This window comes from Xanthomonas pisi DSM 18956 (genome assembly GCF_001010415.1).
Classification (GTDB): domain Bacteria; phylum Pseudomonadota; class Gammaproteobacteria; order Xanthomonadales; family Xanthomonadaceae; genus Xanthomonas; species Xanthomonas pisi.
This window is the reverse complement of sequence record NZ_JPLE01000072.1, coordinates 1-20,884: the sequence shown is the minus strand read 5'-3', so window position 1 is coordinate 20,884 and position 20,884 is coordinate 1. Positions and strand designations below refer to the sequence as shown.

At 62.5% G+C, this 20,884-nt stretch carries 20 protein-coding genes and 1 pseudogene; 13 read left to right on the top strand and 8 right to left on the bottom strand.

The features are described 5' to 3' along the window. The first annotated feature begins 192 nt into the window (after positions 1-192). The gene (locus Y887_RS21375; RefSeq protein WP_248827422.1) at positions 193-696 is read left to right on the top strand and encodes a DUF6393 family protein; all 504 of its coding nucleotides are present in this window, start codon (positions 193-195) and stop codon (positions 694-696) included. An 85-nt stretch (positions 697-781) separates the two neighbouring features. Here Y887_RS21375 and Y887_RS20395 read toward each other — a convergent pair whose 3' ends face one another. Further along, entirely contained in the window at positions 782-955 is a 174-nt protein-coding gene (locus tag Y887_RS20395; RefSeq protein WP_157004332.1) for a hypothetical protein, read from the bottom strand. Positions 956-1,292: 337 nt separating this feature from the next. Between Y887_RS20395 and Y887_RS15085 the strand changes: the two genes are divergently transcribed. Continuing rightward, positions 1,293-2,270: a pepsin/retropepsin-like aspartic protease family protein gene (locus Y887_RS15085; RefSeq protein ID WP_146093441.1), complete on the top strand. Its 978-nt coding sequence runs from the start codon at positions 1,293-1,295 to the stop codon at positions 2,268-2,270. Between the two features lie 277 nt (positions 2,271-2,547). Further along, positions 2,548-4,155, top strand: a complete 1,608-nt coding sequence (locus Y887_RS15080) for an alpha/beta hydrolase (protein WP_046965124.1) — start codon at positions 2,548-2,550, stop codon at positions 4,153-4,155. A gap of 269 nt (positions 4,156-4,424) precedes the next feature. Here the strand turns inward: Y887_RS15080 and Y887_RS15075 are convergent, their stop codons facing one another. Next, positions 4,425-4,826, bottom strand: coding sequence for an antitoxin Xre/MbcA/ParS toxin-binding domain-containing protein (locus Y887_RS15075; RefSeq protein ID WP_046965123.1), 402 nt, complete (start codon positions 4,824-4,826; stop codon positions 4,425-4,427). Between the two features lie 233 nt (positions 4,827-5,059). On the opposite strand from Y887_RS15075, the gene Y887_RS15070 reads away from it, so the two are divergent. Next, positions 5,060-5,491 (top strand): hypothetical protein, encoded by a 432-nt coding sequence (locus tag Y887_RS15070; protein ID WP_181113314.1) that lies wholly within the window; start codon positions 5,060-5,062, stop codon positions 5,489-5,491. 45 nt (positions 5,492-5,536) lie between these two features. On the opposite strand, the gene Y887_RS15065 is transcribed toward Y887_RS15070, so the two are convergent. Both Y887_RS15065 and Y887_RS15060 read right to left on the bottom strand, forming a co-directional pair. Continuing rightward, positions 5,537-6,211, bottom strand: a complete 675-nt coding sequence (locus Y887_RS15065; RefSeq protein WP_046965121.1) for a DUF2306 domain-containing protein — start codon at positions 6,209-6,211, stop codon at positions 5,537-5,539. Between the two features lie 116 nt (positions 6,212-6,327). Beyond that, positions 6,328-6,642, bottom strand: a complete 315-nt coding sequence (locus tag Y887_RS15060) for a hypothetical protein (RefSeq protein ID WP_046965120.1) — start codon at positions 6,640-6,642, stop codon at positions 6,328-6,330. Positions 6,643-6,753: 111 nt separating this feature from the next. On the opposite strand from Y887_RS15060, the gene Y887_RS19300 reads away from it, so the two are divergent. Then, positions 6,754-6,999 (top strand): helix-turn-helix domain-containing protein, encoded by a 246-nt coding sequence (locus tag Y887_RS19300; protein ID WP_042595378.1) that lies wholly within the window; start codon positions 6,754-6,756, stop codon positions 6,997-6,999. On the opposite strand, the gene Y887_RS15055 is transcribed toward Y887_RS19300, so the two are convergent. Next, entirely contained in the window at positions 6,971-7,921 is a 951-nt protein-coding gene (locus Y887_RS15055; protein WP_046965119.1) for a pseudouridine synthase, read from the bottom strand. The genes Y887_RS19300 and Y887_RS15055 overlap by 29 nt on opposite strands. A 175-nt stretch (positions 7,922-8,096) precedes the next feature. Between Y887_RS15055 and Y887_RS15050 the strand changes: the two genes are divergently transcribed. The 8 genes and pseudogenes from Y887_RS15050 (at position 8,097) to Y887_RS15020 (ending at position 16,838) form a co-directional block, all read left to right on the top strand. Further along, positions 8,097-9,506: an alpha/beta hydrolase gene (locus Y887_RS15050; RefSeq protein ID WP_046965118.1), complete on the top strand. Its 1,410-nt coding sequence runs from the start codon at positions 8,097-8,099 to the stop codon at positions 9,504-9,506. A 356-nt stretch (positions 9,507-9,862) separates the two neighbouring features. Further along, the gene (locus Y887_RS19295) at positions 9,863-10,354 is read left to right on the top strand and encodes a hypothetical protein (RefSeq protein WP_084726058.1); all 492 of its coding nucleotides are present in this window, start codon (positions 9,863-9,865) and stop codon (positions 10,352-10,354) included. A gap of 1,259 nt (positions 10,355-11,613) precedes the next feature. After that, positions 11,614-12,003: pseudogene (locus Y887_RS21475) on the top strand (XVIPCD domain-containing protein); the annotation flags it as partial. A gap of 234 nt (positions 12,004-12,237) precedes the next feature. Continuing rightward, entirely contained in the window at positions 12,238-13,074 is an 837-nt protein-coding gene (locus Y887_RS15035; RefSeq protein WP_046965115.1) for a restriction endonuclease, read from the top strand. 127 nt (positions 13,075-13,201) lie between these two features. Further along, positions 13,202-15,178, top strand: coding sequence for a DUF262 domain-containing protein (locus Y887_RS19285; RefSeq protein ID WP_084726057.1), 1,977 nt, complete (start codon positions 13,202-13,204; stop codon positions 15,176-15,178). Between the two features lie 183 nt (positions 15,179-15,361). Next, positions 15,362-15,697, top strand: a complete 336-nt coding sequence (locus Y887_RS15030; protein ID WP_046965114.1) for a lipoprotein — start codon at positions 15,362-15,364, stop codon at positions 15,695-15,697. Positions 15,698-16,278: 581 nt separating this feature from the next. Continuing rightward, positions 16,279-16,533: a type II TA system antitoxin, ParD family gene (locus Y887_RS15025; RefSeq protein WP_046965113.1), complete on the top strand. Its 255-nt coding sequence runs from the start codon at positions 16,279-16,281 to the stop codon at positions 16,531-16,533. Next, the gene (locus Y887_RS15020) at positions 16,533-16,838 is read left to right on the top strand and encodes a type II toxin-antitoxin system RelE/ParE family toxin (RefSeq protein WP_046965112.1); all 306 of its coding nucleotides are present in this window, start codon (positions 16,533-16,535) and stop codon (positions 16,836-16,838) included. Before Y887_RS15025 ends, Y887_RS15020 begins: the two co-directional genes overlap by 1 nt. 35 nt (positions 16,839-16,873) lie before the next feature. Here the strand turns inward: Y887_RS15020 and Y887_RS15015 are convergent, their stop codons facing one another. Genes Y887_RS15015 through recD form a run of 3 tightly spaced genes read right to left on the bottom strand, consistent with a single transcriptional unit; the run spans position 16,874 to position 20,716 of the window. After that, positions 16,874-17,164: a HigA family addiction module antitoxin gene (locus Y887_RS15015; RefSeq protein ID WP_046965111.1), complete on the bottom strand. Its 291-nt coding sequence runs from the start codon at positions 17,162-17,164 to the stop codon at positions 16,874-16,876. 48 nt (positions 17,165-17,212) lie between these two features. After that, positions 17,213-18,271: a virulence RhuM family protein gene (locus tag Y887_RS15010; RefSeq protein ID WP_181113308.1), complete on the bottom strand. Its 1,059-nt coding sequence runs from the start codon at positions 18,269-18,271 to the stop codon at positions 17,213-17,215. Between the two features lie 24 nt (positions 18,272-18,295). Further along, positions 18,296-20,716: an exodeoxyribonuclease V subunit alpha gene (recD, locus tag Y887_RS15005; protein WP_046965110.1), complete on the bottom strand. Its 2,421-nt coding sequence runs from the start codon at positions 20,714-20,716 to the stop codon at positions 18,296-18,298. Between the last annotated feature and the right edge of the window lie 168 nt (positions 20,717-20,884).

Genomic DNA, 20,884 nt, shown 5'->3' with positions numbered 1-20,884 from the left:
TCGATGACGACATGCATCTGTGTGGGAGCACCACACCTACGCCACCCAGCTGGCTGCGCCGCGGGTGTATTCATCGTTGAAGACCCCCACCTCGCAAACCCGGCAAATCGTCTCAGCGACGTCGTTGCGTGATGCAGTTTGGAGTTCGGGAGCAACACGGCACTCCCTTGCTCGCAACACAGAGCCGTCAAGATGGAACGATTGTCTGGAATGATTCGAACATCGGATCCATCTGCTCAGCTGCATCAGGAGATCGCCATGCCATGCAACACGCCACAGCGTTGGGCTGCACCCTTGGCACTGATCGGCATCGCACTGCTCTCACTTTCGTCCTGCACCAATGCAGAGGCGGCACGCACTGCTTGGACGCGGGAAGACATCCTGAACTCAGCAGCCAGACCCATGCTCGACGAAATGTATGCGTCCCCAAGGCCGCTGCGATTCGAACAGATCGACGTCAGCAGCATCGCCAGCAAGTACATCCCGCTGGGTACAGCAAAAGCAGCGGTGCTGGAGATGTTCGGCAACTCTCCAACGTCAAGGATCGTTGTAGATACGGCACGCAAGCTGATCGTCAGGGACAACACAGGGCAGGCGATGCTGGACCCGGATGCACGTTCCATCCTGATGACGTTTTCTCTGGATTCCAGCGGCAAAGTGACGCACATCGACGCTGTTTACTTCAAAAGCCAGTAAGTCAACCAGGCAGGTCATGGACGAGAAGACCGACGCCAGCTCATCAAGCTGCCGCAATGGCCGTTTCGGCAGCTGGCGGCGGCAGTTATTGGCCTGGCCGCAGCGAGGTCGACGCGCCGGCCGATTCCGGGTCGACACGCCACGGCAGGGCAAAGACATCGGCCGCGTCGATGCCGGCGTCGCTGGCGATCAACCGGCACCCGCCTTCTTCAGGCAGCAGGGTGTCGAAACCACTGCACCGGGCGCTAGCTGCCGCCATCGACGATCTCGCCCGCGCTGCATGGCGACGCAGCAGACAGGTCACCGCTATCGGTGCGCCATGACGGGTCGTACGCAAGCGCCCACAGATTGCCCTGCTCGCTCAGCTCAGCGACGGTCTTCCAGCCGCATTTCCAGGCTGCGGGCCGCATCGGCACTGGCCACTGGATCGCTTTCTACCGGGCTTGCTCCCGCCCGGGCGTGCCCCGCCGAGGGCCTGCGCCACGCCCCCCTACATCCAGGTCATCGCTCGCGTCCGCTTATACTGCGCTTGCCGCATCGGCCCAGCGACACCCGCTAGCTCCCACATGCCGTCACCAACTGCCAGCAATCGCCCCATGTACCCAGCACGCTCCCGTTTCGTCGTCGGCCTTCGCTCCGCCGCCCTGGTCGTGGCGTTGGGGTGCATCGGCGCCATGGCCGCCATTTCCAGCAGCGCCGCCAAGACACACTCGATCCCGCTGACGTACCGCCAGACTTCCGGGACACGACCGTACGTTCCGGTCCAGCTCAACGGCACCCCCTTGCTGCTGATGCTCCATGCCAATGCCGGCTTCGCAGTCATGACCACGCATGCCAATGCGGCCAAGGCCGGTATCACCGATCTGGTCTCCGAGGGGCAGTACGGCATCAACGCGCCGGGCCAGCTCAGCCCTCTCGGTCGCGCCCATGCCGTGGCCAAGACCTTCCAGGTCGGCCATCGCCTCGACCACGATCTGAAGATCAGCGTCTTTGAGGTTCCGCAGGATCCGCCGATCGATGGAATGATCGGCATCACCTGGCTCAAGGATGCCAAGGCCCTGGTCGACTACGGCAACGACCGCCTGCTCCTTCCCGAAAGCGACCTAGACATCCAGGCCGAGCACACACGCTTGCGCAAGCAAGGCTATGTTGCGCATCCCATGACCTGGGATGCCGCCGACCGACGCTACACGGTGTCACCATCGGTCAATGGGGTTGCGGGCAAGTTTGTGGTGTCGACCGTTGCCGACATCTGGATCGATGCCCCGTTCGCACAACGGGCCGGTATCGCACTGGCACCGACGGCGGAAAGCTTCGGGGGGCCGACCGGAGCCACCGGCGAGGTCCGCAGCACCCAGGGCGAACTCGGCATGGTGCTCGACGGGCAACCGCTTCGGTCCGCCAAGGGATCGGTGATGGACCTGTACGACTACGATGACGAGCCCCGCCCGGCCGATACCTCGACCTGGAGGAGCGGCTATCTCGGGTGCGACTTCATGCGCGCCAACCAGGCGGTGATCGATTTCGCGTCGGGCTTGCTCTTCATCAAGGCCGAGCCTTCCGCCCACCGCTGAGCGCGCCGGCCGCCCGGCCAGAGCGCGTCTTCGCGCTGCCCGCGCGCCCGTGCCGACGGAAATGCGCGTCTGTGCAGGTCGCCGTGCCAACCAACCAACGCAGGAATGACCGCCACGCTGGCGCTCCACGGGCGGCGCGTTGCCGGTCGCTCGGTGGGGGCAGGTCGCATGGAGCAACCTCATCTCGCGCCGCTGGCGCGCGGCCGGCAGGAAAGTGGCTACAGTCGGCCCAGGGCCATCGCGCCCACTCCATCCACCTGCGTTCCAAAGGATTTGCATGTCCCTGCATCGTCTTGCACCTCGCCTTGGCCTGGCCGTTGGCCTGCTGTGCGCCTGCGCCGCGCACGCCGCCGAACCGGTGGCTGCGCATCGCCTGCTGCGCGTCACCCTGGGCGGCGCCACCGACCAGCCCACCTCCGGGCGCCTGCTGGTATTCGCCACCCTGGCCAAGGACGCACAGGCGCAGGCCAAGGACGGCAAGGTGGAGGCGGTGGACACCAACCCGTTCCGTCCCAGCGCCACCGCGGTGGCCGCGCAGGAGGTCGCCGGGCTTGCGCCGGGGGCCAGCGTGCAGATCGATCTGGACAACATCGCCTACCCCAGCGGGTTTTCCGCGCTGCCGGCCGGCGCCTATCTGTTCCAGGCCGTGCTGGACCCGGACCACAGCTATGGCTACGGCGGCCGCGATGGCGGCGACCTGCTGAGCGCGGTGACGCCGATCACCCTGGGCAAGGGCGCAGCGCTGCCGGCACTGACGCTGAGCACACAGCTGCCTGTCTCGGACGACCCGTGGGAAGTGTCGCCACGCGCGCCGCAGGCGGTGCGCGATGCCGTGCCCGAGGCCAAGCTGCACACCACCGATGCCTCGATGGTAAGCCCGTCGCTGAGCGCGTTCTGGGGCCGGCCGGTCTCGCTGCGCGCACGCGTGCTCACCCCGCCCGGCTATGACGCCAAGGCCCGCACGCGCTATCCCGCCGTGTATGTCACCCACGGCTTCGGCGGCAACTACAACCGCTTTGCCGGCAGCATCGCCGCCACCTGGAGCGCGATGGCGGCCAAGCAGATGCCGCCGATGATCTGGGTGTTCCTGGATCAGGCCACGCCCACCGGCACCCACGAGTTCGCCGACTCGGTCAACAACGGCCCGTGGGGCACCGCGCTGACCGAAGAGCTGATCCCGGCGCTGGAGCGCCAGTACCGGATGGACGGCAAGGCCAGCGGCCGATTCCTGACCGGGCACTCGTCCGGCGGCTGGGCCACGCTGTGGCTGCAGACGCGCTACCCGAAACTGTTCGGCGGCACCTGGTCCACCTCGCCCGATTCCAGCGACTTCCACGACTTCACCGGCCCGGATCTGTACGCGCCCAATGCCAACGTCTACCGGCGCCCGGACGGCAGCCAGTTCCCGCTGGTGCGCGATGCGGGCAAGGTGGTGGCCGATCTGGAAACCTTCGCCAAGCTCGAACGCGTGCTCGGCCCGTACGGCGGCCAGCTCACCTCGTTCGAGTGGGTGTTCTCCCCGCGCGGTGCCGACGGCCGCCCGCTGCCGATGTTCGACCGCGACACCGGCAACGTGGACCCGGCCGTGGTGGCCTACTGGCGCACGCAGTACGACATTTCGGCGCGTGTGGCGGCGCAGTGGCCCACGCTCAAGCCCGACCTGGACGGCAAGATCCACCTGATCGTCGGCACCGCCGACACGTTCTACCTGGATGGGGCGGCACGTAAATTCCAGGCGGTGCTGGACGGGCTGGGCGCCAAGAGCGACTTCCGCTACCTGGAAGGCCGCAGCCACTTCGACCTGTACAAGGAAGGCGACGACAGCGGCGCCTTGATGAAGAAGATCGCCGCGGAAATGTACGCAGTGGCGCGACCGAAGCAGTAAGCGCGCCTTCGCACCGCCGGTACCGCGCCGTGGCGTGCCGGCGATGCGCGCAAGGATGTCGCGCGGCCGGTTAGCGCCCTGCGGTAGCGCCAGCGACGCAACAGCGCAGGGCGCAGTGATTCATTCGTGCAACTGCATGCACGGCGGCGACGTGCAGCAAAGCGCGGGCCGCAGCGCGAAGCCTGCCATCCACTTCCGCAACCGCGCTGGGCCGGACGCACACGGTGCGCGGCATTGGCCACGCCACCGGCGCAGCAGCACCACGCCCCTTACGCCGAGCGCTTGGGCAACTCCCACTCCATCTGCTGGCGCAAGACCAGCAGCAACACCTTGAGGCTGCCGGAGCGGACCAACGCGGCGGGGGTCTGGCCGTCCAGTGCATTCATCGGCTCGCGAAACCAGCGGATCAGCGCATCGTTGTTGCCGCCGTGCAGCGCCCAGGCGTGGCACACGATCTCGCCCAGCGCCTCGATCCCGGCACTGCCCAGCAACTTGAGATGCTCCGGGGTGAAGTTGAACATCGACAGCACCAGCTCGGCATCGGCGGCCTTGCCGTGGTCGGCCGCCATCTGCGCGCTGTGCGCGGTGCTGTAGCTGGACGGTTGCGCGCGCAGCGCTTCGGCCCGGCGCATGCCGATGAGCAGTGAGTCAATCAGGTCGGCGCGTTCCACGGTGCAGTCCGGCAGTGTCTTGCGCGCACGCTAACGGTGCCGATGGCCGCGCTCAATCGGGAGTCTCCCGACAGCTGCGGCATCAGTCAGCCGGCATTGCCATCGGCGGTCTTTAACAAACGCCTTGCTAGCATCTGGGCGCGTTGTCGGCGGCGTACCGGGTGACCCGGGCCGCCGGATCTGCAGTGCCATCTCATGAGGAGTCGCCGATGAACTGGAAGTCCGCCGTTACCCTGCTTGCCCTGTCCACCGCCGCCGTACCGGCGCTGGCCCAGCCCGACCGGCAGGTCGCCGAAGACATGATCACCCGCTCGGCCAATGTCTGCCCCGGCCATAGCACCGACCGCACCAGCCCCACCGTCAAGGCCGTGCCGGTCGGCGCGCTGCGGGTGATGCTGGAGCGCGGCCTGGTCATGTGCCCGGACCGTCGCCTGGATGCCGCCGCCCCGGCGGTGTTCTACGGACGCCTGGGCGTATTCGCCTGGAACCCGGAAGTGCCCGCCGCCACGACGGTGATCGTCAAGCAGATCGGCAGCATGACCCGCAACGACGACTACCCGGTCGAAACGCTGGTGTGGGATGCCAAGGGCACCGCGCTCAAGCAGCAGACCGTGCCGATGTTCGAGCCCCGGCCGGGTGCGGCGGTGTTGTACAAGGTGCGTTGAGGCTCGCCTACGCTTGGCACTAGAACCGCCACCTCAGCCGGTGCCTCAGCCGGCACCGGCTGAGGTGGCGGTGAGTCGTGTGCCCCGGCGCGCAGCGTCGACGATCCCGCTCCCCACCACGTGGATCAGCAACGGCACCGCCCAACTCGCCCACAGCAGCGCCGCAATCGCGCCCGGCGACGGCGCCATGCCGGCCCCCACCGCCGCATAGAGCGCGATGCGGAACACTACCGGCGCCAGGGTAACCAGATACGCCCGCACCATCCAGCGCCGGTGCCGGCCCACCTGCCCGCGGCGGATGGCCACCAGGCCCACGGAGGCCACCACCAGCCACGCCGCTTCCGTCGCCGCGAAGGCCACGCGGATCGCCATCGGCGCAGGCGAGCTGGCGATCAACCCGGTGGCGCCAAGCATCGCCACCAGCATCCCGGCGAAATAGGCACGCCCGACCCAGCGATGCACCCATGCGCGCCTGCGCCAGCCTTGCGTGGCGAACTGCAGCGTGCCCAGTGCGATGCCGACGGCGCCACCACCCAGGTGGCACCACAGCCAGCCGCGCCGGGTCAGGAACATGGCGTATGCCGGCGACTCCAGCGTGGCGTACTTCAGGTACACGTGGCGCACGAACTCGGCCGCGAACGCAGCCAGCGCAAGCCACAGCAGCGCCCACGCCACGCGGGCCACCGGCCTGCCACCAGCAACCGCAACACCGTCGCGCATTGGATCGACCCGCATGCCCCGCTCCTTCGGCCAGCCTGCCCTCGGCAGCGCAACGCTAGCATGGGCGCACAGCAAGAACCCTCGCGAGGAATGTCGGGCTGGTGGGCCAGCAAGGCTTACGCGTGGCGCTGCATGCCGTGCGACACCGGCATCGCATCGTCCCCGCCGAGCCGCTGTTCGTGGATCTCGTCGACGATCCCGCGCACCGCACGGGCCGCGTTGAAGATGCTCTCGCCCAGCACCGACAGACTGCTGGCGTCCAGCGGCTTGCCGCTGCACACCGCCACCATGTCGCTCTGCGCGGTGATCGTGCGCAACAGCGTGTGGAACTGGTCGATCTGCTCGACGGTGACGCCGAAGGTGAAGTGTTCTTCCTGCGTTTGCAGCGTGGCCTCTGGCGTAGGCGTCTTGCGGGTTTTCGAAGTCGTCATGGCATCCGTCCTCGACGTGAGCGGACGTGATATCCGCAGTCCGAATTTATCCCGTTTTCAGATATTTGAAAAGGGGATATAGCTTTAGTGCGGCCTATCAACGTTGCCGCCATGCCAACCAAGTCAATCCATAAAGACCATTACGACATCTTGCTGCAGCAACTGCGCGAGCTTCGCCTCTCCGCTGGGCTAACGCAGGTGGCCCTAAGCACAGCGCTTAAGCGTCCACAGTCGTACGTAAGCGACGTCGAGCGAGGCAGTCGCCGGATGGATCTGCTCCAGTTGCGGAATTTCTGCAATGCATGCGGAACCTCGCTTACCAAGTTCGTTACCGAGTTCGAGAAAGAACTGAAGTAATCCACCGGGACGGTGCGTGTTGCTTCGCTCCTAAATTGTTCGGCCCGACCGTCGCTGTAAAACTCCGCGGCTCACCAGTGATCGGGTCGTCGAACGCCAACGTCTGCGCGAACAACTGCAGCGGCCGCTCCGGATCATCGGGCCGCTGGTCTTCCAGCTCTGGATAGAAGCGGTCGTGCAGGATCGGCGCGCCCAGCGCGGCCATATGCACACGCAATTGATGCTTGCGCCCGGTGATTGGCTCCAACCGATACGTCCACGTGTCCGCGCCACGCGCGACCACATCGATCACCGTCTCGCTGTTCGGCTCGCCCGCGCCCTCGCGCATGCGGAAAAACGGCTCGCCCGGCTCCAGCCGGCTACGATGCACATACGGAAACGTCAGCCCCGGCAGCGGCGCTGCGACCGCCAGATAGTGCTTGCGGATGCGTCGCTCGCGGAACAGCGCCTGGTAGACCCCGCGTGTTGCAGGATTCGCCGAGAACAACACCAGCCCCGCAGTGTCGCGATCGATGCGGTGCAGTGGCACCAACGCAGGATTATCGAAACGCCGCACCAGCCGGGTGAGCAACGTCTCGCGCACATACACGCCTGCGGGCACCACCGGCAGAAAGTGCGGCTTGCACGCCACCACCACGTGCGCGTCGGCATGCACCACGGTTTCCGCCGCCGCGATGACGGGCTCATCGGCCACTTCGCGGAAGTAATAGATCTCCGCGCCCAATCGATACGGCGTCGAAATATCCAGCACCTGCGCAGCCGCATCCAGCACACGCCCACGCGCGAAGCGGTCACGCCAGGTGGCCGCATCCACGCTTGGGAAACACACGCATAGCGCCTCCAGCACCGTGGCCCAGGATCCCATCGGGAGCTGGAACTGGCTGGCGGCCATGCCATCGAGGATTGGGCGTGTTGAAACCATGGCGACAGCGATACGCGCCAAACAGATGGGGGTTAGATCGTACCTCGCCCGCGTTTGACTGTTGCGCAATCTGCGCAGCGACATGCGCACCTCATCGGCGAAGAATGACTTTCGGGCGATACGCGCGACGCCGCGTTAGGTAATGCTGCGGCTCTTTGCCGAGAGATGGAACTCGATGCGTCGTCCTACGATCTACGCGGCCGTTGCCTGCCTTGCTGCATTCCTTGCACCGGTTGCCGCCGCGGCGCGGACGCCACCGCCGTCATTCGCCGCATGTGCCGACGCTCCGGCATACACACCATTGGCCGGCAGCGAATGCCTGCTCACTCCCGTGCCGCTGCGTCACGAAGCTCCGGATGCCGGCACCATCGAATTGTTCGTTCGCCGCTTGCCGACACCGGACCAGAGCAAGCGACGCGGCGAGGTGTGGCTGATCGCGGGTGGACCGGGCGAAGCCGGCGCCTCGCTCTATCCGATGATCAGCACCTACCGGCGCGCCTTTCCCGGCTATGACCTGATCATTCCGGACCATCGCGGCACGGGGCGCTCGGCCCGCCTGTGCCCCGTGCAGGAAGCGCCGCAAAGCGCAGACGGCGTGGGCCTGGCTGGCGCCGAATGGGGCCCGTGCATCGGTGCGCTGTACGCCGATGCGCAGCGCACCAAGGCCTTCACCATCACCGAAGCGGCGCAAGATCTTGCACTGCTGATCCGCCAGCAACGACGCAAGGGCAAGGTTCTGCTGTATGGCGTGTCCTATGGCACGCAGTTGGCACTGCGCACCCTGCAAGTGGCGCCCATCCCGTTGGATGGGCTGGTGCTGGACGGCCTGGTGCCGCCAGAAACAGCCACCCAGTGGGACTTGAGCCACCGCACTGCCGTGGTCGATGCCGTTGGGCGCGCGCTGCTGGATGACGCACACATCGCCACCTATCGCAGCGTGCTCGATCGCAGCGACAGCGCCGCATGGCGCACGCAAATCCCCGGCAAAGACCTCAAGCGCTTTTTCGGCATGCTGCTCAACTTCCCCACCCTGCGCGACCGCATTCCCGCCATCATCGACGGCTTGGCCCGCGACGATGCTAGCTTGCTCACCGCCGCCATCGCCGACCTGCAGACATCACTTGCAGCCATGGGCCAAGGCGGCGACAACCAGCCCGCATTGCCGCTGGTCATGCTGATCGCCGCGTCCGAAAACAATGCACGGCCAACCCTCACCCGCGAAACGGTCGCGGCCGAAGCCAAGGACGCCCTGTTCGTCAGCCCCATCCCCGGCCTGCTGGTGGACGCCGGCCTGCCCACCTACCCACGCGACGCCTGGTTCGGCCGCAGCCCCACCACCCTGCCACGCACGCTGATCATCCACGGCACGCTAGACCCCAACACCCCGTACGCCGGCGCGCAGGCGCACGCCGCACTGCTGAAAGCGGCAGGCCCGGTGACCTTCAGCACCGTTGAGCGTGGCGCGCATCTGCTCGCGTTTGCAGCCCCTACGTGTTTTGCAAGTGCGGTTGCTGATTTTGTGGGGCGCCGGAACGTTGCTGGGCGTTGCCGTGAGCCTAGGAAAGATGATGGGAGCGGGCACTAAATGACTCTGACCCCATTCCTGACCCTATTCCTTCCTGCCCGCCTTTGCCGTTTCTTCCTCATTGATGCAAAAGTGAACAGGAACGCCTGAGCGACAACAGGTCTTTCAGGCGATAGGCATGACGCCACGTTAGGCAATTCTGCAGCTCTACACCAGGGAGATGTGAATGCGCTGTTGCTTCCAGACACCAACCGGTGATCGGCGCGCGGAAAAGCGTCAGTGTTCCAAGTAATGCCTTTTGCCAACGGCTTACTTGCGATTTTTTGGACCGTCAGCGAATTCAAAATTGCGACTTGCAGTAAAGTCGCTGAGCCCTACGCCCGACTCGCCGATTGCGAAGATCAAGGAAGCGTTCAATGACAGCTCAAAGAAAGTTCAACAAGAAGATCATGCGTTGCATGTCACTCACCGTAGTCGCGCTGAGTGCAGCATGCTCGAATGCTTCGCCACCGGCTGGTGCGACGGTCAGCAACTTTGCAAACAAGTGGGCGTACGCCACAGCCTGCGGTTCTGGCCACTTTCTGAGTGTTGACCTCAATCAGCAGAAGAGCCATGTCACGGGAGCGTGGAGCGAAGGGACCGATGCTCGTGGAGGTGGCGGAAAATTGCAAGGGGATGTGCGTAGCGGAAAGCTCTACGTTCGCTACTGCAGCGATGATGGCGAGGCAGGCTATGAGGCATGCCCCAACTTCTCGGGGGAAGAAGATTACTTCGTTCTTGAAAAGGGAGCCCTGGTGCGCTACCAGAAGTTCGGCGATACATATAAGCGAGATGTCGCCTTGCACCCTGATATCAAGGGCAAGCAGATTCCATCCGAAACCTGTGCAGACACGGAGAGCGACTCATGAGCAGGCTGACAGATCAGGAGTTGCGGGCCACGCTGTACTTTGCTGTCGGCGTGTCATCCGAAAGCGGCTATGCCGCTTATCAATTGGAGGTCGCTGGCGACAATCTCAGGACACCGTTGCTAGAGCCGGCCGACAACAGTGGCTACACGATCGGCACTATCCAAACTGACTTGGGACAGCACTATCAGCCGAACATGCCTAATGGAGAGAACATTCCTAGGGACCTTGTGAGTGCCTATCAACAATGGGCGCATGGGCAGCAGCAAGATCTTGTTCTCAGCCAACAGCAGGTTGATCAGACAATCGCCGATCTTGGCCGTAACGGCCGCGCTATCCGCGTTGATGCCGGTCGGCCGCTCGATGCTGAAGTGAAATCCAAGCTAGACACGTTCCTTTCTTCTAACGAGGGCATCAGCTGGGTACATCAACGCGATGTGGCGCAAATCGACAAGTTGATGGATCGCGCTATCGCGCCCTTGCAGCGGAGTGAGCTCTACCAGAATGCGTCTCTGGACGACCAAGTTAGGTTGGCGACGATGGTTGGGAAAGCCTACAACCAGAACGAAACGCGCACCGCGCCGATGATCCGCAACATTGAGGCAAATCAGTACCATTCGCTCGCAGATGTGAGTGCCGCCATTGATGATCTGAATCCAAGGGCGACTGGACGTAGCGACTATCTGGAAGCTGGGCGAGACAAGGCGCTGGAGGGCGCCGATGTGGTAAATGCATTGCGCAATGCGGATTCGCGTAGCCCGCTTGCAACAGTATGGACCAATGTGGTCGCCAACCCGCTTGTGGATCCGACAACACTCAACGCGCCGCAGGCAGGCCAAAACTTGGCGCACGAATACCATTCGGTGAAAGGCCTGTTTCTGCACTACAACCGTGCAGAAGAATTCGTAAGCGCGCTGGATCGCGGCGCTACCTATCAAAATGCTTCAACAGACCGGGCAGACCCAACGCGATTCAATGGTGCCGGCTTTTATGCTGCCGGTAACGACTTGGTGACCTGGGACAAGACAGGTCAGGGTCACGCATTCTTGAATGGTGCTTGGAGCGGTATTGAGCGGCAGAATCTTGCGCGAGTGCGCAACGATGACGGCACCACAGATCTGAATATCAGCGAAAATGGTCAGACGCGTAAATTGCTGCAGGTTGATCCACATGCAAATCCATTGCGCGGCACGGAAGCACCAGTGGCGCCAGCACCGCATAATCAGCAGCCCGTAGTGCCTAGGCATGGTTCCTTACTTCCAGTACAGGACCCGCTCCATCGCCAAGCCGAAGATGCAGTTCGCCGCCTTGAGCAAGGCCTCGGCAGGGAGTACGACGACAATAGCGCACGGCTGGCAGCAAGTAGCGCGTACTTAGCTAAAGAAAATGGGCTGACAAGAATTGATCATGTTGTGCTGAGCGAGAGCTATAAGTCCGTGCGACAAGGCGAGAACGTGTTTGTTGTGGAAGGCGCGTTGAACGATCCCGCACACAAGATGGCGCACATGAAAACCAACGACGCCATCGCACAGCCGGTTGAGCAGTCTCTGGCGCAATTGCAGTCCTTAGGCGAGACGCAACGGCAGCAACAGTCCCAGCAACAAGAGCAGCAACGCGACCAGTCGATCACTCCGCCGCCTCGGATGGTATGAGAGGGCACGACATGACTCTGGCCCTGAGGTTTCGTGATGGCAGTGATGCACCCACGCACGCAGGCGCGCTGATGGACGCATAAGCGGCCTCAAGCGTTGGAGCAAGAATTGGGCTTTTCACATTCGAGCGCGTGAGGCTGATGTCTGGTGGGAGATTGCTCACAAAGGCGCAGATGCTCTGCTGACAAAACCTGTCGCAGCGGCTATGTTCGAACCTGGAACGGGGGTTCTTGCATGGGACGCAGAAAGAAACAGAGCGGATTCGAAGCGTTGGCCGCGCTGCCGTGGTCACTTGGCTTCGTTGCAGGAATCGTTGCTTATCTTGGGGTGCGCTACGGCATCGGCTGGTGGTTCTCTCAACAGGGCGGGATGCTGTCGCAGGGTTTCGCCCAACAGGCGGATGGAATGTTCGCGCCATTGGCGTGGATGCTGCTCGGCATCTGTTGGCTCGCCGCGCTGTTCTCCTATCTGGGCGCACGCAGCCGTCGACGTTTTCTGGAGACACGCACAAGCTTGGAGAGCCTGGCTGCCGGCGGCTGGCGCCAGTTCGAACTACTGGTGGGCGAAGCGTTTCGCCGACAGGGCTACAGCGTTGAAGAAACCGGCCTGGGCGGCGCAGACGGCGGCATCGACCTGATCCTGCGCAAGGACGGCCGCCGCACACTGGTGCAATGCAAGCAGTGGAAGCGCCAGCAAGTCGGCGTCAGCGTCGTACGCGAAATGTTCGGCCTGCTCGCTCATCACCAGGCCCATTCGGTCAAGATCGCCTGTATCGGTACCTTCACGAAGGACGCGGAGCGCTTCGCTGAAGGCAAGCCGATTGAATTGATTGGCGGCGAACAGTTGTTGGACATGATCCGAGCGGTGCAACAGAAAGCCACCGCGCAGCCGACGGTCACATCCGCGCGTATCGAGCCTGCCTTTGCTTCACCTGATTCCACTGCCTCTGCGGCCGTTGCCATCCCAAGCTGCCCGCGCTGCAGCAGCGCGCTTGTGCAGAGAAGAAACCGGCGCACCGGCGAGAACTTCCTAGGCTGCAGCCAGTTCCCGAAATGCAGAGGAACTGCGTAAGTCAACCTGACCCTGCTTTAGGTTTCTTTATAAGAAATTGATTCCAGCATATAAAAGTTCAATGCCTATACCGAGATTATTCTGCATTAATACCCAGCCTCTATAGCCGCAAAAATGGAACAAAAAATTGAAAACAGAATTATTGACGATCTCCAAAATATTCAACGAAGCTATCTTTAGAATCCCAGATTATCAGCGTGGCTATTCCTGGGAGGAGGCACATCTCAAGGACTTCTGGAGTGACCTTGAGCAACTAGACTCGAATAAATCTCACTATACTGGTGTGATCACTCTCGAAGAAGTTCCAGAGCATTCTTGGAACCGGTGGGATGACGATGTTTGGATAATAAGGTCTAAGAAATATTCTCCGTATTACGTTGTAGACGGACAACAGCGCCTTACTACAATTGCGATACTTCTTCAATGCATTATCGAGCAGTCAAGTTCGGATGAAATAAATTTCACGCCTATCGAGATAATTAAGAGGAAATACATATACGAGCAGAGGTCGGACAGCTTAGCGAAGTCATACATATTCGGTTATGAAAAGGACAATCCCAGCCGAGAGTTTTTGAGCTCCGAAATATTCTCGGAAAAATCTACCGGACACTCGACCGGGGAAGCAACGATTTACACGAGGAACTTGAGGAATGCCAAGAGTTTTTTTTGTTCAAGGCTTGAGAACGCGTCGCATACAGAATTAGAAACGATCTTCTCCAAAGTCACTCAGCAACTCGTATTTAATGCGTATGAAATTTCAAAAGAAATTGACGTTTTTGTCGCATTTGAAACGATGAATAATCGAGGAAAACCTCTCTCGGCGCTAGAACTCCTAAAGAACAGGCTAATATACTTAGCAACCAATATTCCGGAAGCAGAGCCGGGCGATGGGAAACTGCTGCGGAAGCAAATCAATGACTCTTGGGCAGTGGTTTACCACAATCTTGGAAGGAACGAAAATCGGCAACTAAACGACGATGAATTCCTACGTACTCATCTAGCCAGTTACTACCATGCCGAAATAAGCAAAGACATTCCAACTGACGATGATCAATTGCATAAATTTATGCGGAAGTCATTTGAAGTTCTCGATGATCCTGCTGACTTCTTACTAAGAAGCCACTTCACACGAAGAAGAATTTTCGATAAAGAAGATGAAAGTACCCGCCTTCAGGCATCAGATATCAACAACTACGCTAAAGGACTTAGATCCTCTGCAGAAACATATTTCAAGTTAAGTACTCCCGAAGCATCTGGCTACACTGAGCTTGAGAGAACGCATTTAGAGAGAATTGGTAGGTTGCGTGGACATGGAGCCTCTCCTGTGGTTCTCGCCATGTATTTAAGGGAGAAAAACCCTAAGCAGCGAGCACACCTTCTCGAGGCGTATGAACGATACCTTTTCTGCTCCTCCATACGTGGCGGCTATCATCCGAGATTTTCAAAGTTACATCTTCCGCCTGACGTCATCAAATACATTAAGTCTCTTAACAAAACAGAGGAACTTATAAAGCTATATAACAACCATGTTGAGCAGATATTTAAGGAAGATAGCATCTCTAGCGCGCTTCACGACTGGACAAAGAATGGCTCTGGATATTATGGATGGCGAAGCATCAGATATTTTCTCTATGAGTATGAGAATAGCCTTCAAGAGCTTTCAAGAACAGATCGGGCTAAGATTGAATGGTCTGAACTTTGCAGAGAAGAATATGGATCAGATTATGTTTCTGTAGAACACATTTATCCTCAGCGCCCGAGATCTGTTTATTGGACAGAACGATTCTCTGCTCACTCCTCTACACAGCGAAGACTGTTGAGAAATTCGCTTGGCAATCTCCTGGCCTTATCGAAACCTAAGAATGCTTCACTTAGCAATAAACCGTTTCCGGAAAAAGTTGGGAGTGAGGGGTCGACGATTGGATATCGATACGGAAGCTACTCAGAGAATGAAGTATCCACAGCCACTAGTTGGACGCCCGAGGAGATATGTGAGCGAGGAGTCAAAATGCTCACATTCATGGAGCGGCGTTGGAAACTTGTCATAGGAGATAGGAAGCAAAAAATAAAAGCTCTGGGCCTTAGTTTTCTCGACTCACAGTAAGATCTTAGGCAAGAATTTATGCCAATAAAATTGGGGTAGGCGCCTTCAATTCATGGGAGGCAGTCAAGGTTTCAAACGGCAGTAGCCCGCGCTTGCAGTCGATCCTGATTGCTGGAGAACCTTGACCTCCCATACATCCCCAACCCGCCATCCTCGGCTCCAGACTCAACTGGAGAACACACGATGATGAAGTGGATGGGCACCGCGCTGGCCGCGGCACTGCTGGTGAGCGGTTGCGCCAAGGAGGAAGGCGAGAAGTTCGTCGGCCACTGGGTCAACGTGCAGACGCAGGAAGAGACGATGGACATCGAGCGCAACGGCGAGACCTTCATGGTCCGCAGCACCACGCCGAAGTTCTTCAGCCGCAAGCCCAAGACCGAGAGCTACCCGGCGGTCTACAAGGACGGGGCGCTGCAGGTCACCAACGATGGCGAGACGGTGAACTTCGCCATCGATGCGACCAACGGCCACCTCAATACCGGTGGCGAGCAGTACCAGCGCGTGCCGCCGGCCAAGTAAGGCCCCCCGCTGTCGCCAGCGCCCGCGTGCCGACCCTCACCGTCGCACGCGGGCGTTTTGCGTTTGCAGCACTGCCGGCCGCGCCGAGGGCTGCCGGCGCCCGCTGCGGTGAGCAGACACCGGGCCGGACGCACCGCCCGTCGCCCTGTCTCGCTCTCCCCCTGCCCTTCCCCCCTGCGCAAGCCGTACAGTGCGCAGGCACGCCGGGGTCATGGCGCTGCCCGACCGATCAATCCAGCAACTACGAGGGTGTCATGAGCAAGGGGATGGACCAGAAGAAGAGCCAGAAGAAAGAGCCGACCAAGACGCTGAAGGAAAAGCGCGCGGCCAAGCAGGAAAAGAAGGGCAAGTAACGCGCCCGGCCTGCCAGACGGCGAACGAGGTCAGGCGGATCGCCTGACCTCGCGTTTTTTGGACGTTTCACTAGAGGCTGAGCGTTGGCTTGCGCACTCGGCCTGTCGGACCCTCCCACTCACCGCTGGCATGACCTGCGGTAGCACCCCGACGCTGCTGGAGACCGAACAACGAGCCGGCCAAACCAGCTGTGCTAATGTGGGTTTGTGTGGATTTCGGAGCTCGTCATGAGCCGTTTGACCATCGATCTGAGCGATCAGCAGCATCAGAGCCTGAAGGCGCTGGCGGCTCTGCAGGGCAAGACCATCAAACAATACGCGCTTGAACGCCTGTTCCCCGGCGACGTGAACGCCGATCAGGCGTGGCAGGAGTTGAAAACCCTCCTTGGGGGACGTGTCGAGCAAGGGCTTGCCGGCAACGTGTCTACCAAGAGCATCAGCACCATCCTGGATGAAGAATTGGCCGAGGGCCGTCGCGGTTGATGCACGGCTACGTCCTCACCGACGCAGCCGAAGCCGATCTACGCGGGATCATCCGCTACACCTCGACACGCTGGGGCCAGGCGCAAGTTCGCCGATACATCGCAGACCTTGAACGGGGCATCGCCCTTCTCGCAGCAGGGGAAGGCGCTTTCAAGGATCTGAGTGCGCTATACCCTGCGTTGCGGATGTCGCATTGCATGCACCATTACGTCTTCTGCCTGCCGCGTAAGCAGGCTCCGTCGCTGATCGTGGCGATCCTGCATGAGCGCATGGATCTGATGGTGCGTTTGGCCGGCAGGTTATAGCTCGCGATCCACATAGCGATGGGGTGGTTCTCAACTCAAGCCGCCAACCGCTTGATCCGCGATGGCAGATCGCCCAGCGCGCGGTGTGCTTGTTCCAGCTCGTAATCGGCTTGCAGGCTCAGCCAAAACCGCTCGGTCGTACCCAGCGCTGCAGCCAGGCGCACGGCGGTGTCGGCGGTGATGCCGCGCTTGCCCAGGACGATCTCGTTGATGCGACGCGGCGGCACGCCGGTGGCGCGCGCCAGTGCGTTCTGGCTGATGCCCATCGGCTCGAGAAACTCTTCGAGCAGGATTTCGCCGGGGTGGATGTTGGGTAGGACTGTCATGGACAGATGCCTTGCGCTCATTGGTAATCGACGATGCAGGGACTGGGTTTATGCATCTCCGGCCTTCTTGCCAGCTGCGCCACTGCCCCGGGCACGTGCCATCTTCTTCAACTCGCGCGTAGCGGCGTCGAAATCGCGCTCGACCGCTGAGGGCTCGGCCAGCTTCTGCTGCTTGTGGCGTGCGAATTCCGCATTACCAAATTCCAGCGCCTGCTCACGGCTGAACCGGCCCGCGTGGGTGAGCACCTCTCGGTCGCTTAGCCGCAAAAAGTCGTCAAGCTTGGCGATCCAGTCGGCCATGGTCATGGGCTTGCGGTTCAGCGCCTGAAGCTCCGCAAATTCCAGATAGGCAGTGACGATGCGATTCAGTGCGTCCAGCTCGTCAGGATTTAGATAGCTTTTGGCGACCGTGGCGTCGGATGCACGCGGCGCAGCGCTAACCCAGTTGGTCATCCCGCTATGCGGCTTGCCTGCGTCGGCGCGCTCCATGATCAGCTCGGCGGCAGTGTGTCCGTGCGCAGCCCAATGCATCTTGTTCTGCACCGTAGCGAAAAAGCGCTGGCTGGCCTCGGCCGAGGCATCGTAGTCGACGCTGGTGGCGTAGATCTCCAGCACCTTGCGCCAGAACATCTTCTCCGAGGAGCGGATGTCGCGAATCTTGTCGAGCAGGTCTTCAAAGTAGCCGTCATCAGGGCCGCGCTTGAGGCGTTCGTCATCGATGGCGAAGCCTTTGACCAGATACTCGGCAAGCCGGGCGGTGGCCCATTGCCGGAACTGCGTGCCGCGCGGGGAGCGGACGCGATAGCCGACGGCCAGGATAACGTCCAGGCTGTAGTGTCTAAGCTGCCGGCGAACCTGCCGTTCTCCCTCCTGGCGAACTTGTAAGTAATCCTTACAAGTTGCTGCTTCCTCTAGCTCAGACTCCTCAAAGATCGCTTTAAGGTGCTGAGTGATGTTTTGTGGACTCGTCTGGTAAAGCTCTGCAATCTGCGCCTGGGTCAACCAAACCGAATCGCCTTCCAGACGCACTTGGACGCGCGTTTGCGCATCGTCGGTGCGATACAGGATCAGCTGGGAAGCAGGGGCATCCTTGTCATCAGTGTTCATGCGATCTCCAAGCGCGTGATGTCATCAGAATAGCGAGCCCTGCATTGGCGCAACAGGCATCTCGGGTGCAACTTCGGCAGCCGGCGGAGCCTGTTCGCCACCCAACCGCCACGCCAGACCCGAGATGCGCGCGGCATGCCGGGCCAGCGCGCTGCGGATGACCGCCTCGCTGCCGGCCAGGTGCAGGGCGCGGCGGGCGCGGGTGATGCCGGTGTAGAGCAGTTCGCGGCTGAGCACACGGGCGTCGCGGGTGGGCAGTTGCAGCCAGACGGTGTCGAATTCGCTGCCCTGGGCCTTGTGCACGGTCATGGCGAAGGCGCTTTCGTGCGCGGGCAGTGCGGCGGGATGGAAGCCGCGCACCTGGCCGTCGCCGTCGCCGTCGAACCAGGCGACCAACGGGCCCTGGGCACGGCTGTCGGCGGCGGGGTCGTCGCGATGTGCGATGCCGCCGGACTGGCTTGGCCCTGAAGATGGGCTTTCGTCGCTGCGCCCTGCTGAGGAACCCGCGCCGCTTCGCAAACAGATGCCGACGTCGCCGTTGAACAGGCCGTGGCGGTAGCTGTTTTCGGTGATCAGCAACAGGCGGCCCTGGAACCACGGCGAGGCGCTGCCGAGGCGGCGGGCGCCGGAGCCGGTGTCGGCCAGCAGTTGTTCGATACGGGCGTTGAGGCCGCGCGCGCCCTGCGGGCCGGCGCGCACGGCGGTGAGCAGGCGCAGTCGCGCGGCGGCGCGCAGGGCGGCGGCCGGGTCCTGCGCGTCGGCCAGCGCGCGCCAGTGCGCGAGCAGTGCATCGCGGCCGAGGGTGAGCGGGTCTTCGCCGTCTTCGTGGAAGTGCACGCCGGCCAGTTCGCCGCTGCGCAGCAGGGCCAGGGTGGTGTCGGCATCGCCGGCGCGGATGGCGTCGGCCAATGGGGCGAGTGCGAAGTCGTGCGCCTGCCGGTAGCCGCGCAGCAGGTGCACGCGGTGGCCGGCCAGGCCGCCGCTGTGGCTGGCGGTGGGCGTGGTGGCACCGGGCGGGTTGCCGAGCAGCGGTTGCAGCGCCTGGGCGTCCTGCGGCTGCAAGGCGTCGCCGGGGCCGGCGGCCTGCAGGATGGCGGCGAGCACGTCGCCGGCTTCCACGGAGGGGAGTTGGTCGGCGTCGCCGAGCAGGATCAGCTGGGTGCCGTCGGCCACGGCTTCGACCAGCTTGCACATCAGCGGCAGGTCGACCATGGAGGCTTCGTCGACGACGATCAGGTCGAAGGGGAGCGGGTTGTAGGCGGTGTGGCGGAACTGCGGCGAATCCGGGATGACGCCGAGCAGGCGATGCAGGGTGCTGGCGCTGGTGGGGAGGAGGGATTCCCAGGAGGACGGCTGGCCCTCACCCGCCCTTCGGGCACCCTCTCCCGCTTGCGGGAGAGGGGAAACGGCGCGGCTTGCTGGCTCTGTCGCTCGGGGGTGGGGGGACGTGCCGGAGTTGGCTGGCTCTGTCGCTTGACGGAGAGGGGCAACAGCGGGGTTCGGTGACTGCTTGGCTTGCCCGGCAGTGTGAGTGGGGGGGAGCTGGATGCCGTCGGCGATGGCGCGCGCAACCGCGGTGCGCAGGCTTTCGGCCATGCGCTCGGCGGCGCGGCCGGTGGGCGCGGCCAGGGCGATGCGCGGGGCCGGGGTGTCGGATGCGTGCGCTTGCGCGATGCGCAACAGCAGCAGGCGCGCGATGGTGGTGGTCTTGCCGGTGCCGGGGCCGCCGGTGATCAACAGCAGGGTGCGGCGCAAGGCCAGGGCGGCGGCCTGGGCCTGGCGGTCTGGGGAGTGGGACGGGTCGGGTGGGTTTGTGCCGTCTTGGTGGTGGGATGGCTTGGGTAGGCCCGTCCCTTCCTGGTAGACGAATGGATTGGGTAGGCCCGTCACTTCTTGGTGGACCGATGGCTCGGGCAGGCCCGTACCCTCACCCGCCCTTCGGGCACCCTCTCCCGAGGGGAGAGGGGATGAGGGGGTGGCGTTCGGGAATAGCTGGGCGAACAGTGGGGCTAGCGTGGCGGCGTCGAAGGGGGGCGGCGACTGGGCGGCGATGCGTTGCAGGCCCAGCGCCAGGCGGCGCTCGTATTCGCGATAGCGGCGCAGGTAGAGCAGGCCGTGTTCGAGGACCAGCGGGCAATCGGCGGCGGCGGGGTCTTCCGGATTGGGTTGGTCGACCCAGCGCGAGGCGGCGAGCACGCGTTGCCAGTCGGTGGGGTCCGGCAGGGTGGGCGCCGGGCCGTCGCGTTGGTCCAGCAGCATGCTGGCGCGCGCCGGGTCCAGCCCGGCGTGGCCGCTGGTGACCGCCAGGGACGCGAGAGCGGCGCCGGCCAGGACCAGGGCGTCGGTCTCCGGGGCCAGGCGTTGCAGGCTTTGGGCGAAGGCCAGGTCCAGCGTGCGCACGGCCTCGGCTTTGATGAGCGCGCTGAAGAGGTTCGGGTGATTCATGGGGGGGATGCCTGACGGACGGACGGGCCCTCACCCCAACCCCCACTCCGCGCCCCAGCCCGCGCGGCGGGGCGCAAACACTGCCAGGCACGCGCGCCATGCTGCGTAAGCGGTGTCTGCTCGCCCCGAGGGGAGAGGGGCTTGCGCACAGGGCTGATCGGGCGTGCG